Source organism: Pseudomonas protegens CHA0 (assembly GCF_000397205.1).
Lineage (GTDB): Bacteria > Pseudomonadota > Gammaproteobacteria > Pseudomonadales > Pseudomonadaceae > Aquipseudomonas > Aquipseudomonas protegens.
Genome location: NC_021237.1, coordinates 5,152,611 through 5,167,199 on the forward strand (window position 1 = coordinate 5,152,611; position 14,589 = coordinate 5,167,199).

Genomic DNA, 14,589 nt, shown 5'->3' on the forward strand with positions numbered 1-14,589 from the left:
CCCCCACTGGCGGGGCAAGCAGGCCGCCAGCCTTGTTACAGGTCCATGGTGTCCATCAATCAGGACAAGGGAGTAGGCTCGACAAGTCGCCTACGCCAACTTGAGGGAGCGCCCATGCTGGGAAGCCTTGCCGATATTGATTTGCGGATGCTGCGGGTGTTCTGCGCCATCGTTGATGCCGGCGGGTTCACCGCAGCCCAGGCACGGCTCAACACCAGCCTGTCGCGACTGAGCGTGGTGGTCCGGGACCTTGAGGAGCGCCTGGGCTACTCCCTGTGCAGGCGCGGCAGCAGCGGATTTCAGCTGACCGATCAGGGCCAGGAGCTGTTCGAGGCAGCACAGTTGCTGTTCGCCGACATCGAGCGCTTTCGCCAGCACGCCAACCGCCTCGGCCCCATCACCCGCGAGCAGTTGCAGATCGGCAGTGTCGACAGCCTGATCAGCCTGCCCTATGCCCCCCTGTCCCTGGCCCTGGGCCATCTGCGCCGGCGCCTGCCCCAGGTACGGCCGAACCTGCACCTGATGCGCCCCGACGAACTGGAACAGGCCGTGCTCGACGAACGCCTGCACCTGGCCATCGGCGCTTTCCACCATCAACTGTCGGGGTTGCACTATCAGCACCTGTTCGAGGAGGAACAGAACCTCTACTGCGCCAATGGCCATCCACTGTTCCCGCGCACCGACGAAACACTGACCCTGGAAGAGATCTGCGCCGCCGATTATGTGAGCCGGGGCTACATGGCGGAGCACCAGCGCCCCCATGACCTGCACTTCAACCAGAGCGTCAGCGCCTACGCCATGGAGGCCATCGCCACGCTGATTTTCTCCGGCACCTACCTGGGTTACCTGCCCAGCCACTATGCGGCGGCCTGGGTGGCCAAGGGCCAACTGCGCGCCTTGCTACCCGAGCGCCTGGCCTACCGCTCGCACTTTCACTGCATCACCCGCCAGGGCCAGGAACCCAAGGTCGCACTGGCAACCTTTCTGGAATGCCTGGCCCTGGCCGGGCGGCAACTGGGCGAGGCACACCTTCAACCACTCGCGGCTCAGGGCAAGTAGAGCTTGAACAACCCGCCGCCCAATGGGCCGCCGTTGCTGATCCGAGTGTGGCCGCACACGCCATTGCGCTGATGCAATTCGGCAATGCGCCCGGCAAAGTACAGGCCCAGCCCGGTGCTGCCGCTGCTTTGATTGATGCCCTGCACATAGTCGGCCTGACGCTCGATCATCCCTTGGGGATAGCCTTCGCCATCGTCGTTGATGGACAGCACCACCTGCCCTTCCTCATCACTGACGCTGATCAGCAGGGCATGACGTGCATGGCGAATGGAATTGTTGATGCAATTGGCCAATACCGAGGCGATCAGCTCACGATCGAAGAACCCCAGGGGGCTCAGCGGATCGACTTCATAGGCGGCGGAAATGCCACGGCTCTTGAACACGTCCTGGTGGCTCACCAGTTGCGCTTCGATGAAGTCATCCAGTTCGTGGTAGGCCGGCTGCAACGGCAGCTGGTTGATCCCCAGCTTGTACAGCCCCAGCAGTTGCACCAGCATGCCGTTGAGGTGGGCGAACTGATAGTCGATCACCCCCTGCTCTGGCGCATTCTGCTGCTCGGGCAAGCGCGCCAGCCACTGGGCGTGAGCCTGCATCAGCATGGCCAGGGAGTTCTTCATGTCATGTACGGTGGAGGCGATCACCGTGGAAAAGTCGAGCGCCTGTTGCTTTTCGATCATTGGCCAAACGCCTTGCTTCGCAGCTTCTGATAGCGCGGATAACGCGCGTCGGTATCGGGCATCATGCCCACCAATTTAAGGCACGCCCGGCATTCTTCCAGGAGTGCCGCGTCCGGATTGGCGTCGGCGCCGTGCAGCAGCGACTGGGCCATGTTCAGGGCAATACTGATGTTCTTCGGTTGCATGGCCAGGGCCTTGCGGAACAACTCCCGCGCTTCCGCGAGGTTGCCGCCCTTGTAGCTGCGCACGCCCTGACGGTTGATATCGGCGGCGGCATTGGAAGAACTGAGGATAGTCGGGTCGTCGGTCAGCTTGGCGATGTTCTGCATGACCTTCGGATCGTCACCATAGATCTCCGCACAGTTCTTGAGCATCGAAGCACCGGCACTGGCCTGCCCCAGCATCTGCAGTTGCTTGGCCACCAGCAGCGCCGCTTCGGGGCTCATGAACTGCTCCATGCCGTCCAGGCGCAGCAGCGCCTGCTCGGTGAGTTTTTCCGCGGTCTCGGCATCATTGAGCAACAGACTCGTGGCCTTCATCAGCCGCGCGCGAATCTGCAGGCCCGGGTCAGTGGGATTCTCCTTGGCCACGGCACTCAGGGTCTGGTTGATTTCCAGCCGGGTGCGCGTGTCCAGGCCCCTCTCGCTGCCCTTGCTGATCAGGGCATGGGCCAGCCCGAGGTTGCTTTCCGGGTCCTTGAAACGCGACTGCGCGCCCTGGGACACCGCCTGGCGATAAGCCCGGGAGGCGCTGTCAAAGTCTTCGTTGGCCATGGCCAGCTTGCCCAGCAATGCCTGGCGCCGCACGGCCAGGGGAGAAAGGCGCACCGCCTCTTCCAGCACGTTCTGGGCCCGCTGGGTATCGCCTTCGGCTACCAGCACCTCTGCCAGCCCGTCGTAGAGGCCCGGCATCATCGGAAAGGCCTTCAAGGCCTTTTCATAAACCGCCTTGGCCTCGCCAACCTGCCCGCGCTTGAACAGCAGGCGCCCCAGCCCGACGTAAGCCCAGGGCAGCGGCCGGTCCGCCAGGATGCTGTTGTACAGGCGCTCCAGGGCCTCGTTCTGATGCATGTCGCGCAGGGCATCGGCGCGGTAGCGCAAGCATAACGGCGCGTAACGCGGGTCCTGCTTGCACAGGGCGATGCAGGCGTTGAGCACCTCCACCGGCTTGCCCCGGTCAAGGGCCTGGAGAATGGGTTTGAGCAACGTCTTGCGCTGCTGCAGGCGCTCCAGGCGCTGGGCCAGACCGGAGCGGTTGAAAGGCTTGGTCAGGTAGGCATCGGGCTCATGCTCCAGGGCACTGAGCACCATGGCCTGGCTGCTCTCGGCGGTGACCATGAGGAACACGCTCTCATGGCTGATGAGCTTTTCCAGCATCAGGTCTTCGAGCACCTGCTGGCCGTTTTTCTTGCCGTCGCCCAGGTGATAGTCCTGGAGGATGAAGTCGTAGCGCTTCTGCGCGCACATGCGCAGGGCCTGCTCGCCAGTGTCGGCGGTGTCTACATCCTTGACGCCCAGCTCACGCAGCATCGAACGCACCGAACTGCGGAAGTCCGAGAAATCATCGACGATCAAAAAGCTCTTTTGGTGGTACGCCAGCATCGAAGATTCCAGGCAAGTAAGAAGATCAATCCAAAGACAGCAGGACCCACCCGGCTTCGCAGCCTGTTTTTGGCGCGCAGATAATAGCTGCTGGCCACGGGCTATCAAGCACTTTCCGGTCGGCCTGTGATCCAGGCCGCCACTTGGGAACACAATTGTCCACTGAGGTTATCGGCCGGATTACGCATTCCCTTATAGCCGACGGGCGGCATTTCACCGCGGATTACACAAGTCTCGACCAGCCCGTGTACTCAGCCGTAAAAGAGGCCTGTTTGCACGCTCAAACCTTGGATTCTGAAACATCACCTGATAGCGTGCTGCGCCTCACAGCCTCGATCGTTTCTGGCCGGAAATGCCCCTGCATTGCAGAGGGTCTGCCGCGCAATAAAGGGTCCATCAGTCGCAAGCGTCGCAGGCTTGCGACCCGGGTGTCGAAGGATCGGCATGACACCCCACGGCGGCACCAACGACGAGGAAATGCCGGTCTGCCAGGCAGTGCATCACGTGATGCGCAGGTCATTATCAAATGGAGTTAACGATGGCGCATAACAGCAGTGCGATAACCGGCATTGAACTGGAACAGTTCATGGACCGCCTGGAGGCGCAACAGCAAGAACAGGAAACCGATGCCCTGCTGGCTCAGTTGCAGGCACAACCGCTGCAGGCCGACTCCCTGGCGTCCATCGATCGCCTGCACACCCTGTGGATGCAGGCCGGTAATTCAGCGGCAGCCCGGGCCGTCATCGATCAGGATGGCGACGCTCTTGTACAAGCCGCCCCAGAGCCGGCCCGCGCCGAGCTGATGATGAACCTGGCTATCCTGCGCCTGCGGGTCGCCAACTACCTCGATGACGAGCCAACCCTGATCGAAGTGCTCGGACAGCTCGAACAGATGGCCACGCAAACCCTGGATTTCAATGTCGAGCATTACCGCCGCTATCGGATCTTCGACGATCTGGAACGCGCTAGTTGTGAAATAGCACTGAAAACCATCGAAGTGCGCTACGCCCTGACCTTGGGCAACCCTGCCCGCGCGGCCCTGCGTGCCTGGGATGCCGCCGATCAGTATCAGCGCCGCGCCCGAGTCCTGGCCTACCACGACCGCAATGAAGAGGCCCGCAGTGCAGCCCTGGAGGCGGTCAACGCCGTACGTACCGCCGGCCCGGACCAGGATATCGATGAAGGCGACTGGCTGTGGTTGGGCAACTCGCTGATCGAGATCATTCCGCTGCGCCTGGCACTGTTCGAGCAACCCATCGCGCAACTGACCGCTGGCCGCTCCCAGCCCCAGCGCCGCGAATGGGAAGTGCGCACTGCACGCTTGGCGGCCCGCGCCCTGCACGCCCAGGGCGACCTGGCCGGCGCCCTGAAGATCTGCAATGCCGCGGCCCTGAGCCTGGATTCCGACGGAGGCAACAACTTCATCGAATACGAATTGCCCTGGCTGATGGAAGCTGGCCGCATCGACGAAGCCGGATTTCGCGCATTCATCGATGTCTATGACCGGCAAACCGAGCTATGGCCTGCCACCGCCCGCCTGGTACTCGATCGCCTGCAAGACCCTGATGAGCACAGTGCCTGGTGGCCGATTTGCGTGATGCGTGCCTGTATCACCGAGGAAGTGCTGCAGAGCTTCCTGCAAGCGCTGCCCAGCCTCGAAACCAGCAAGCCTGCCACGCCACTGCTGGCCGCCCTCTCCCTGGCCATGGAGGACCTGCAAGCTGGCGACGCGCTGTATACCGAAGCTCGTGCAGAAGCGGTGCGTCGGGCGCCCGATCACCCCTGGATCACCCGCCTGGCAGCCGTGCACGACGCTGAGCACGGCCTGATCGATGCGGCCACTGAAGCCAGCCTGCTGCAAAACGCCATCCAGGCAGGCCGCATGCAAGACAACCGCAGTGCGTTTTCGCTGTTTGCCGCTCGGATCAACAGCCAAGGGATTATCGAGGCACTCAAAGCGCCCAAGCCCGTCCTGTCCTGCGGCAAGCACGCCTACAACTACGCACTGGGCATTGAAGACCTGGCCGAAGCAGAAGCCGACAAACTGCCCCCGGACGCCCGGGACCAGGCCTATTCGTTGCTGCGCGAAGCCCAGAGAGATGCCTACGAGCAGGGCCAGGCCCATATGGAGCGCTATTTCGCCAGCGGCAGCGGCCACCCGTACGATGCCTGCGCGCACCTGTATTCCATGCTCTGCAACAACCTGGCGATCAACTACCGCTACTACAACCCGATTCGCTACGAAGACGCCATCGAACTGCATACACGGGGCATCGCCGCCAGCCCGTTCGCCGAACACTACAATGGGCTGCTCAGTGCGCGTATCAGCCTGGAGGATCTGCCCGGCATTATCGATGCTGCGGAACAGCTTTGGCATTATTCGGCCGAGTTCGGCTACAGCCGCCACAACCCGGATGAATACGTAGCCTCGGTGGCGTACGCCCTGTACAAGCTCGATCGCGACAATGAGATCCTCATCTGGCTCGAACGCCTGCTCAAGTGGCAGGAAGAGCAAGGCGTCAGCGATCAGCAACTGGACAGCTCGGCGCTGTTTGCCCGGATCCAGGTCGCACGCTACCTGGCCCATGCCCATCCGGACAACGCCGACAGCCTCTGGCAGCGTTACCAGCCGGCGGTACTGTCCCTGAACGAGGTCTCGGTCATGTCCGCCTCGGTGGACTTCCTCAAGGCCCGGGGGCGCGCCGCCGAAGCCATTGACTACTGCGCACGCACCCTGGCCCTGTGTGCCCCGGACGATGACTACGACATCCGGTGCCGTGCCCGGATCGAGCAAATTCTGAGCGAGCTGCAAGCCCCGGCTCAACCGGCCGGCAAGAAAAACTGGTGGCAGATATGGAAGTAAGCGCCGACAAGCGCAGCCCCAGCTACGCCCCGCGCAACCTGCTCAATGCCGATGAACTGAAACGCGGCATCACCCAGCGCAGCCAGCAGCGCAGGGACGAGCAAGCAGTGCAGGGCTGGCTGTTGAACCACTTCTATCGCCACCTGGCGGGCAACTTCGAACCGGCACGGCGCATCCAGTCCCTGGATGACGCCTGTACGGCTCTGGGTAGCGACTCGGTGCCGGCCTGGGTGAGCGGCTATTTCGAGCGCGCTGCCAAGGCGCAATCCGAAGACCCCGCCAAAGCCCTGGCGCCCCTGGTCTGGATCGACCCGCAGGACCCGCAGCTGCTGCACCAGGAAGCCCAACTGGTGGAGTTCCTGACCTCACGCAAAGGCACGGCTCTTGAGGGCAAGCTGGATCGCATCACTTGCCCGCAAGCGCTGGCATTGTGGGAAAGGGAGCATGCACAAATGGCGGCCCGGGTCGACCAGGGGTGGCGCCAGAGCTCTGCCCAAGCCCTGACCGTGACCCTTACCTGTGCCGAGCACACCTGGGTCGAACTGCGCCCGCAAAGCCCGCTGTTGCGTGCCGAGATGGCTTTTGAAAGCTACGTGATGCGCCATTGCCTCGGGCAGTTCGCCGACCGTCGGGCCCTGACCGGCGGCTACGGAGAGCGTTACGCCGAAGCGGTGGAACAACAGGGCATGCGCGTGTTCAGCCTGCGCGATGCTCAAGGCCAACCCCACATCACCATCAGCCTGATCATCCAGGACGACGGTGCACTGACGGTGGAGCAGGTCAAAGGCAAGCAGAACCGCCCGCCCGTCGAACGTTATTTCCACGACCTGCTGCGCTTTCTCAACACCCTGGGTACCGACCAACAGACCCCGGCCGACTGCATTGCCATCGGCATAGTACGTACCGAGGCGGGTTGGCTGCGTATCGAAGAAGTCAGTGATCCTCAAACCCAGACCCGTCTGGTAGCCCGTTACCCACAGTTGTTCCGACGGCTGGAAGCCCCTTCGGCCATGGTCGAGTGGCTGGTCGCGGCACGCCAGTCCGACCTGCTGCTGGAGGTCGCGCCCCAGGCGCCGACCGTCAAGTACGCCACCCGTCACATCTTCAAGAAAACCCCCTTGCCACCACGTCAGGCCGAGGACCCGCAGTATCGGACCGAAGGCGTGCCCTGGTCAGATATGTCCCCATCCCTGGCCGAAGAAATCAGCACATGGCAAAACAGAAGCAGGTAATACGCAGATGATGACGGTAATTGTCGTGCTATTCGGCGCCTGGCTGGGCTGGCGTCACTTTCGCCGCCCGTCGGGAACATCCCTAGTGGTATTCACACCACGTAAGCGTTGGGCACTAACACTGGCACAACCCATGGTCGATGCCACCGGAATGACCGGTTTCTACGACCCCGATACCACCCACTTCATGGATCAGGCGAAAAGCACCCTGCGGGCCTCGTTGCTGCACCAGATCGGTTTTCGCAGCAACGCCACCGACGACGAAGTCTGCGCCCACCTCAATGGCACCCTGGAGCGCCAGTGGTTTCGTATTGACCTGCATGGCCTGAATCCCAGCGACGACCCGCGAGCAGCCATGGCCTTCGCCTGCGTGCGCAGCGCATTTTTTGTCCGTTGCGCCATGTTGATGAGCTGGCTCGAACCTGAAACAGGGTGGCGCATCATGCTGCTCAACGCCCAGCGGGCCCAGGACTGCTTCAACGATTGGGAAGACTTCGGCAAGGCCTTCATGCTGGGCCGCCAGCAATGGATAGCCGCATTCAGGGCCGATTCGCTGGGAACTTCATTCAATGAAGCGAAGCTGAGCCAGTTGCTTGCACCCGGCAGCGGAGTGTGGGCAAGCGTTGACTGGAAGGGATTGCCGGCGCTCTGTCCGGTAGCGGATTGACATTTCTGGCCCTGGTGACAAGCAGCCAGATCAGCAAAACAACGTGAATCCTTGCAGGCCATCAAAAACACTCACTGTGGCCCTATTCACAAGCACGTAGCCCCACGCTGGTCAGGCTGTCACCAATACAAGAAAAAGAGCCCGTTGTTTAACGTGCCCCTCGGATAGACGAAATCAAAAAAGCCCCGCCCGAGGATCGCCCGGTGGGGCTTTTCTTTATTCTTTCGCTCCGGGGTCCAAGAACAGATCAACCGCGCAGGGATCAGCCCAGAAAGATACGAATTATATGGTGTCCCAGGGCAGGTTCGAACTGCCAACCTTCCCCTTAGGAGGGGGATGCTCTATCCAATTGAGCTACTGAGACAAAACAGCGAGCGCCATTGCGGCACGGCGCGAAGGACGGCGTGCATGTTAACGGCCAAGGCTGCATTTGTCATGTGATCCATAGGGCTTTTTGCAGGAAGCATCAGGCTCGCCCCGCGGCTTCGATGCCGCGTCGTGCAAATTGCATCACTGCAAAAAGCCATCATTGCAAAATGCAATTCAAGAGACTTTAAAAATCAGCTCAACATATTGTTTTTAAAGACTTTATCGCCAGGTAAACTCTTGGCACGCAGGCTGCTTAATCAGTGGATAAACACTGAGGAGATGCCGCCCATGAATAGCGCTCTGTTGCTCTTGAATGCGATTGCCATCGCCGTATTGGCGGCCTTTCACTTTCAACCTGCAGATGACGCTGCCCCTGGCGGGACATCCTTCGCCCATTACCAGCAACGCCTGGCACCCCAGCTGGCAGTCATGAACACCCAGATTGAGCCTGGCTCAGTGACCCGGGTTACCCAGGGAAAAGCCTCGCAACAGCCAGCCGCCGCACCCACTGAACGCTGGGTATTTTGAGACCGAGACTACAGGAGCCATTTATGTCCACCGCCGCCAAAAGCCTGCTTGTTCTGACGCTACTCAGCGCCATTTCCGCTGTGTTCCTGCCTGAAGAACCTCTGGGCAGCGCGCCACTGATCATCAGCGGCTCACTGTTCGGCCTGTTCCTGCTGGCACTGCTGGCTGGCCGCAAGATCAAGTTCGACCCTGTATTGCGCTGATACCGTGCTCTTGCAGTATGCCTAAGAGGCGCCTCAAGGTAACCTGCAATTCGGCAGAATTATCCAGGCGAACCACTCCCTCCTCATCCAGCCAGCCGGCATGGGCAAACTGTTCATTACGCTGCAGGCGCTCTTCTATCTCCGGCAGGCTTTCCCTGGCCCGACGCAGCAAGCGACGGCGTAATACTTCGTTATCAACCGTCAGAACTATCGGAATCAGATCGGGATACCGAGCTCGTGCCCTGGACAGATAGCCTCTGGACCCGTTGACCAGGACATTGCGCCCCTGCGCCAACCAGCTATCGATCACCACGGGAATCCCATAACCCAGGCCATTGGCCTGCCAGAACAAAGCGAAATCCCCCCGGCCTACTCGTCCCGCGAACTCCTCGGCGGTGACCTCAATCGCCTCCTCTCCCACCGACTCGGCAGAGCGCGTGATCACCCTTCTTGCCACTTCACAGCCCAACGCACTTAAAGGCTGCCGGGCCGCATCAATCAGGCTATCCTTGCCGGCCCCTGAAGGCCCCATCAAGTAGATCAACCTACCCGGCATGGGTGGCTGCTCCGCAGAGCACAACTAGTAAATCGGCCATTTGCCACTATCCTCTGAGAGGTAGGGATTACACTTTCACCCGCATAGCATGCACCTTCGTCGGTGCACTGACACTCCCGCAGGATGGGAGAATGCGGCCAGCAACGCGGACCCGACGAACTTTTCAAACCAGTCCGCATTTCTGATAATTGGTGCTGGCATAACGCCTTTATCCAGTTCAATATTTGTCACAGAATTGACGCCAAGGATCTGGCAATTTTGAGGCATGATGCGGGCCTCTTAACAATTCAGGTTGAACATTTGGCATTCAGGCTTGTCCTAAAAGACAGCCCGCGGCCAATTCCGAGAACCGCTCCCCCTGAACTAACCGGTTAAATATATGCGCCCATTGAAACAGGCAATTTATTCCAGCCGTACGGCTGACAAGTTCGTCGTACGTCTACCCGACGGGATGCGTGAACGCATTGCCGAGGTGGCTCGCAATCATCACCGCAGCATGAACTCCGAAATCATCGCGCGCCTGGAACAGAGTCTTATTCAGGAAGGCGCCTTGGGTGAAGAGCTGAGCATGCGCCTGGACAGCCCCGAACTGTCCTTGCATGAGCGCGAACTGCTTCAACGTTTCCGCCAACTCTCACATCGCCAGCAAAACGCTTTGGTTTCGCTGATCGCCCATGACGCTGAAATGGCCGCAGACGCCACCTGATTGCATCTCGCAAGCTCAAGCCAGCCTAGTCGCTGGCTTTTTTTTGCCCCGCCAAAAGCAGCGAAGCGCCATTTAGGCGCTTCGTCGGTAACCAACAGGGAAGAACGGCTCAAAGCAGGAAAATGGTCGCCAGGCCGAGAAAGATGAAAAAGCCGCCACTGTCAGTCATGGCGGTGATCATCACGCTAGCGCCCATCGCCGGATCACGCCCCAGGCGCGCCAGGGTCATGGGGATCAGAACTCCCATCAGCGCCGCCAGCAGCAGGTTCAAGGTCATGGCAGCAGTCATGACCACCCCCAGCGACCAGCTCCCGTAGAGCATGTACGCCACGACACCGATCACCCCACCCCAGACCAGGCCATTGATCAGGGCTACGGCCAGCTCTTTACGCATCAAGCGCGAGGTGTTGCCAGTGCTCACCTGGTCCAGGGCCATTGCCCGGACAATCATGGTGATAGTCTGATTACCCGAGTTGCCACCGATACCCGCAACGATGGGCATCAGGGCCGCCAACGCCACCAGCTTTTCAATCGAGCCCTCGAACAGCCCAATCACCCGGGACGCGACAAACGCGGTAATCAGATTGATCGCCAGCCAGGCCCAACGGTTGCGCAGGGATTTCCAGACCGAGGCGAAGATGTCTTCCTCTTCCCGCAGACCGGCCATGTTGAGGACTTCGGTCTCACTTTCCTCACGAATCAGGTCGACCATTTCGTCGATGGTCAAACGACCGATCAACTTGTCGTTCTTGTCGACCACAGGGGCCGAAATCAGGTCATAACGCTCAAACGCCTGAGCCGCGTCGTAGGCATCTTCATCCGGATGAAAACTCACCGGATCACTGGCCATGACCTCGGCGACCTGCTTGTCCGGGTCATTGACCAGCAGACGCTTGATCGGCAGCACCCCTTTGAGCACGCCGTCGTAGTCCACCACGAACAGTTTGTCGGTGTGGCTTGGCAATTCTTTCAGACGACGCAGATAACGCAGGACCACTTCCAGGCTGACATCCTCGCGGATGGTCACCATCTCGAAGTCCATCAGCGCACCGACCTGCTCCTCATCATAGGACAGCGCGGAGCGAACGCGCTCACGCTGCTGGCCGTCGAGAGCCTCCATCAGCTCATGGACGACGTCTCGCGGCAGCTCGGGGGCCAGGTCAGCAAGTTCGTCAGCGTCCATCTCCTTGGCGGCAGCCAGGAGCTCGTGATCGTCCATGTCGGCGATCAGGGTTTCACGTACGGAATCGGATACTTCGAGGAGGATGTCGCCGTCACGCTCGGCCTTGACCAACTGCCAGACGGTCAGACGCTCTTCCAGAGGCAAGGCTTCAAGGATGTAGGCAACGTCAGCAGAGTGCAGATCATCGAGCTTGCGTTGCAACTCGACGAGGTTCTGCCGATGGACCAGGTTCTCGACCCGGTCATGATGATGGCCTTCCTGACGGTGCGTCAGGTCTTCAACTACCCGCTGGCGCTGCAGCAGCTCGACGACTTGAGCCAGGCGGTCTTGCAGGCTTTCCTGCGTTTTCTTTACTTCTACTTCGGTCATAGGCGAACTCCACTCCCAGCAGAGGAGCACGCCGGAAGGATCAATCAGTCAGTTCATGATTGTTAAAACGGGATACTGAGTAACTACTGGGTAAGTCCATGGAGGTATTCCACAAGCCCCGGCGGGGCTGACGGGCGCAATCATACACCGCTTGACGGTTTTAAACGTTAAAAAATCGCGGCAAGAACAAGCGCTTGCGGCATAAAGCTGAGCAACGTCCGAATCTATGAGACTGCGACGCCTCGACAGAAAAAGAAAACACACAGCACAGGAAAAAAGTCGGAGAGACAGACTCACAGGCATTGCATTCGACTTCCGCCGGGCAAAGCCGTTCCAGCCCAGGAGGGCAAAAGAGATAAAGGAGGATAAAAAGGCAGAAAGCAAAAAGCCCGCATCTTTCGATGCGGGCTTCCTGATGTATGGTGCACTCGACAGGATTCGAACCTGTGACCGCTCGGTTCGTAGCCGAGTACTCTATCCAGCTGAGCTACGAGTGCATTTTGTGTTTTTAGACCAGACCACAACTGGTTGAAGCCAAGTTAACTACATAACTGTAACTAACTCTTAAATGGTGCACTCGACAGGATTCGAACCTGTGACCGCTCGGTTCGTAGCCGAGTACTCTATCCAGCTGAGCTACGAGTGCATTTGTTGCCGCGCATTATAGGCCGTTAAATCTTTTTGTAAAGCACTTTTTCTAGTAATTTCAACAACTTACAGAAGAAGCCAGATTACAACGTACTAAGCAAATAATGGCGGAGAACGGGGGATTCGAACCCCCGACACCCTTTTGAGGTGTACTCCCTTAGCAGGGGAGCGCCTTCGGCCACTCGGCCAGCTCTCCGCAACACGGGGCGTATATTAACCAGCTTTCTCCCCGTTTGCAAACAAAAAAAACGATAAAAATTAATGGCTTGGTTCTTCGTCCTTCTCTTTCTTAATCCGCAGGTAAATTTCCTCACGGTGAACCGCCACTTCTTTGGGGGCGTTGACACCAATACGCACTTGATTACCTTTGACGCCGAGCACGGTCACAGTGATCTCGCCATCACCAATGATCAGGCTTTCTGCGCACCGACGAGTCAGAATCAGCATACCTTTCTCCTCACGCATTACATTTTCAGGGACTACAGTCTGCAAAAAAAAGGGTGTTGGCCTACAACCGGGTCGGCTGCAGTCCTACACGCCTAAGTATTGACTAGCACGGGCAAAAGAACAGTTTTCTCCCGTGCCGATCAAAAACACAAAGGGCGCGGTCAGACCGCGCCCTTTCAAACACGCATCACTCGCCCTGTCGGGCCGGAGCGTCGAGCTCGAAAGCGGTGTGCAGCGCACGTACCGCCAACTCCAGGTACTTCTCCTCGATCACCACCGAAACCTTGATTTCAGAAGTGGAGATCATCTGGATGTTGATGCTCTCTTTAGCCAGGGCCTCGAACATGCGGCTGGCAACGCCCGCGTGGGAGCGCATGCCGACACCAACGATCGATACCTTGGCAATGTCTGTGTCGCCTACCACTTCGCGGGCACCGATTTCACGTGCGGTGTTTTCCAGCACGGTCTGGGCCGCCAGGTAGTCATTGCGGTGCACGGTGAAGGTGAAGTCGGTGGTGTTATCGTGCGAAACGTTCTGCACGATCATGTCGACTTCAATGTTCGCCGCGCTGATCGGGCCAAGGATCTTGAAGGCCACGCCAGGATTGTCTGGCACGCCACGGATAGTCAGCTTGGCTTCATCGCGGTTGAAAGCGATGCCGGAAATGATCGGCTGTTCCATGGATTCCTCTTCATCAATAGTAATGAGGGTGCCCGGACCCTCCTGAAAGCTGTGCAGAACGCGCAGCGGAACGTTGTACTTGCCAGCAAACTCGACCGCACGGATCTGCAGCACCTTGGAACCGAGACTGGCCATTTCCAGCATCTCTTCGAAGGTGATCTTGTCCAGGCGCTGAGCCTTGGGCACAACCCGCGGATCGGTGGTGTAGACGCCGTCCACATCGGTATAGATCTGGCACTCATCGGCCTTCAGAGCCGCCGCCAGCGCCACACCGGTGGTGTCGGAACCACCACGACCCAGGGTGGTGATGTTGCCGTGCTCGTCAACGCCCTGGAAACCGGCAACCACTACCACACGACCGGCTTTCAGATCGCCACGAATCTTCTGATCATCAATCTGCAGGATTCGCGCTTTATTGTGAGCGCTGTCGGTGAGGATGCGCACCTGGTTACCGGTATAGGACACCGCCGGAACACCGCGCTTGATCAACGCCATGGCCAGCAACGCGATAGTCACTTGCTCGCCGGTGGAGACGATCACATCCAGCTCACGGGGAACCGGTTTGGCTTCGCCACTGATCTGCTTGGCCAGATCGATCAGGCGGTTGGTTTCGCCACTCATCGCCGACAACACGATCACCAGGTCATCGCCGGCTTCGCGGAACTTCTTCACCTTGTCGGCGACCTGCTCGATCCGCTCGACAGAGCCGACCGAGGTGCCTCCAAATTTCTGTACGATCAAAGCCATTTTCTAAGCCGCCTCAGCCCGTAAAGGGGCGCCCGTTAAACAATCAAACTGC

Annotated in this window: 13 protein-coding genes and 4 tRNA genes; 7 read left to right on the forward strand and 10 right to left on the reverse strand. The window is 59.4% G+C overall.

Annotated features, from left to right (window positions below):
• The first annotated feature begins 114 nt into the window (after positions 1-114).
• On the forward strand, positions 115-1,059 hold the full coding sequence (locus PFLCHA0_RS22790) for a LysR family transcriptional regulator (protein ID WP_015636669.1): 945 nt from the start codon (positions 115-117) through the stop codon (positions 1,057-1,059).
• On the opposite strand, the gene PFLCHA0_RS22795 is transcribed toward PFLCHA0_RS22790, so the two are convergent.
• Both PFLCHA0_RS22795 and PFLCHA0_RS22800 read right to left on the reverse strand, forming a co-directional pair.
• Positions 1,047-1,736: a sensor histidine kinase gene (locus PFLCHA0_RS22795; protein ID WP_011062753.1), complete on the reverse strand. Its 690-nt coding sequence runs from the start codon at positions 1,734-1,736 to the stop codon at positions 1,047-1,049. The two genes, PFLCHA0_RS22790 and PFLCHA0_RS22795, sit on opposite strands and share 13 nt — an antisense overlap.
• The gene (locus PFLCHA0_RS22800) at positions 1,733-3,337 is read right to left on the reverse strand and encodes a tetratricopeptide repeat-containing response regulator (protein ID WP_015636670.1); all 1,605 of its coding nucleotides are present in this window, start codon (positions 3,335-3,337) and stop codon (positions 1,733-1,735) included. The genes PFLCHA0_RS22795 and PFLCHA0_RS22800 overlap by 4 nt, the downstream gene beginning before the upstream one ends.
• 538 nt (positions 3,338-3,875) lie before the next feature.
• On the opposite strand from PFLCHA0_RS22800, the gene PFLCHA0_RS22805 reads away from it, so the two are divergent.
• The 3 genes from PFLCHA0_RS22805 to PFLCHA0_RS22815 are packed head-to-tail and all read left to right on the forward strand — an operon-like array spanning position 3,876 to position 8,099.
• The gene (locus tag PFLCHA0_RS22805; protein WP_015636671.1) at positions 3,876-6,200 is read left to right on the forward strand and encodes a hypothetical protein; all 2,325 of its coding nucleotides are present in this window, start codon (positions 3,876-3,878) and stop codon (positions 6,198-6,200) included.
• On the forward strand, positions 6,191-7,432 hold the full coding sequence (locus tag PFLCHA0_RS22810) for a hypothetical protein (protein WP_015636672.1): 1,242 nt from the start codon (positions 6,191-6,193) through the stop codon (positions 7,430-7,432). Before PFLCHA0_RS22805 ends, PFLCHA0_RS22810 begins: the two co-directional genes overlap by 10 nt.
• Before the next feature lie 7 nt (positions 7,433-7,439).
• Complete coding sequence (locus PFLCHA0_RS22815) at positions 7,440-8,099, forward strand: DUF1266 domain-containing protein (protein WP_015636673.1); 660 nt, start codon at positions 7,440-7,442, stop codon at positions 8,097-8,099.
• A 287-nt stretch (positions 8,100-8,386) separates the two neighbouring features.
• Here PFLCHA0_RS22815 and PFLCHA0_RS22820 read toward each other — a convergent pair.
• A tRNA-Arg gene (locus PFLCHA0_RS22820) sits at positions 8,387-8,463 on the reverse strand.
• Positions 8,464-8,597: 134 nt separating this feature from the next.
• Here PFLCHA0_RS22820 and PFLCHA0_RS32020 point away from each other — a divergent pair.
• Both PFLCHA0_RS32020 and PFLCHA0_RS22830 read left to right on the forward strand, forming a co-directional pair.
• Positions 8,598-8,996, forward strand: coding sequence for a hypothetical protein (locus tag PFLCHA0_RS32020; RefSeq protein ID WP_230493578.1), 399 nt, complete (start codon positions 8,598-8,600; stop codon positions 8,994-8,996).
• A gap of 23 nt (positions 8,997-9,019) precedes the next feature.
• A complete protein-coding gene (locus tag PFLCHA0_RS22830; RefSeq protein WP_015636674.1) occupies positions 9,020-9,199 on the forward strand; it encodes a PA3371 family protein in 180 nt (59 codons plus the stop codon).
• On the opposite strand, the gene phnN is transcribed toward PFLCHA0_RS22830, so the two are convergent.
• Entirely contained in the window at positions 9,174-9,755 is a 582-nt protein-coding gene (gene phnN / locus PFLCHA0_RS22835) for a phosphonate metabolism protein/1,5-bisphosphokinase (PRPP-forming) PhnN (RefSeq protein WP_015636675.1), read from the reverse strand. The genes PFLCHA0_RS22830 and phnN overlap by 26 nt on opposite strands.
• A gap of 379 nt (positions 9,756-10,134) precedes the next feature.
• On the opposite strand from phnN, the gene PFLCHA0_RS22840 reads away from it, so the two are divergent.
• Complete coding sequence (locus PFLCHA0_RS22840; protein WP_003204761.1) at positions 10,135-10,461, forward strand: Arc family DNA-binding protein; 327 nt, start codon at positions 10,135-10,137, stop codon at positions 10,459-10,461.
• Between the two features lie 109 nt (positions 10,462-10,570).
• On the opposite strand, the gene mgtE is transcribed toward PFLCHA0_RS22840, so the two are convergent.
• The 6 genes from mgtE to PFLCHA0_RS22870 form a co-directional block, all read right to left on the reverse strand.
• Positions 10,571-12,013, reverse strand: a complete 1,443-nt coding sequence (gene mgtE / locus PFLCHA0_RS22845) for a magnesium transporter (protein ID WP_011062760.1) — start codon at positions 12,011-12,013, stop codon at positions 10,571-10,573.
• A 420-nt stretch (positions 12,014-12,433) separates the two neighbouring features.
• Positions 12,434-12,510, reverse strand: a tRNA-Arg gene (locus PFLCHA0_RS22850).
• Positions 12,511-12,582: 72 nt separating this feature from the next.
• A tRNA-Arg gene (locus tag PFLCHA0_RS22855) sits at positions 12,583-12,659 on the reverse strand.
• Between the two features lie 107 nt (positions 12,660-12,766).
• Positions 12,767-12,857: transfer RNA gene (locus PFLCHA0_RS22860), tRNA-Ser, on the reverse strand.
• A 62-nt stretch (positions 12,858-12,919) separates the two neighbouring features.
• Positions 12,920-13,108, reverse strand: a complete 189-nt coding sequence (gene csrA, locus PFLCHA0_RS22865; protein ID WP_002554426.1) for a carbon storage regulator CsrA — start codon at positions 13,106-13,108, stop codon at positions 12,920-12,922.
• A 187-nt stretch (positions 13,109-13,295) separates the two neighbouring features.
• Complete coding sequence (locus PFLCHA0_RS22870; RefSeq protein WP_011062761.1) at positions 13,296-14,537, reverse strand: aspartate kinase; 1,242 nt, start codon at positions 14,535-14,537, stop codon at positions 13,296-13,298.
• Positions 14,538-14,589 lie beyond the last annotated feature (52 nt).

Excerpts from the sequence above, each read along its gene's own strand:
- PFLCHA0_RS22805 (WP_015636671.1), top strand. The coding sequence starts at position 3,876 with ATGGCGCATAACAGCAGTGCGATAACCGGCATTGAACTGGAACAGTTC.
- PFLCHA0_RS22790 (WP_015636669.1), top strand. The coding sequence starts at position 115 with ATGCTGGGAAGCCTTGCCGATATTGATTTGCGGATGCTGCGGGTGTTC.
- PFLCHA0_RS22795 (WP_011062753.1), bottom strand. The coding sequence starts at position 1,736 with ATGATCGAAAAGCAACAGGCGCTCGACTTTTCCACGGTGATCGCCTCC.
- PFLCHA0_RS22870 (WP_011062761.1), bottom strand. The coding sequence starts at position 14,537 with ATGGCTTTGATCGTACAGAAATTTGGAGGCACCTCGGTCGGCTCTGTC.
- PFLCHA0_RS22810 (WP_015636672.1), top strand. The coding sequence starts at position 6,191 with ATGGAAGTAAGCGCCGACAAGCGCAGCCCCAGCTACGCCCCGCGCAAC.
- PFLCHA0_RS22815 (WP_015636673.1), top strand. The coding sequence starts at position 7,440 with ATGATGACGGTAATTGTCGTGCTATTCGGCGCCTGGCTGGGCTGGCGT.
- mgtE (WP_011062760.1), bottom strand. The coding sequence starts at position 12,013 with ATGACCGAAGTAGAAGTAAAGAAAACGCAGGAAAGCCTGCAAGACCGC.
- PFLCHA0_RS22800 (WP_015636670.1), bottom strand. The coding sequence starts at position 3,337 with ATGCTGGCGTACCACCAAAAGAGCTTTTTGATCGTCGATGATTTCTCG.
- PFLCHA0_RS22840 (WP_003204761.1), top strand. The coding sequence starts at position 10,135 with ATGCGCCCATTGAAACAGGCAATTTATTCCAGCCGTACGGCTGACAAG.
- csrA (WP_002554426.1), bottom strand. The coding sequence starts at position 13,108 with ATGCTGATTCTGACTCGTCGGTGCGCAGAAAGCCTGATCATTGGTGAT.
- PFLCHA0_RS22830 (WP_015636674.1), top strand. The coding sequence starts at position 9,020 with ATGTCCACCGCCGCCAAAAGCCTGCTTGTTCTGACGCTACTCAGCGCC.
- phnN (WP_015636675.1), bottom strand. The coding sequence starts at position 9,755 with ATGCCGGGTAGGTTGATCTACTTGATGGGGCCTTCAGGGGCCGGCAAG.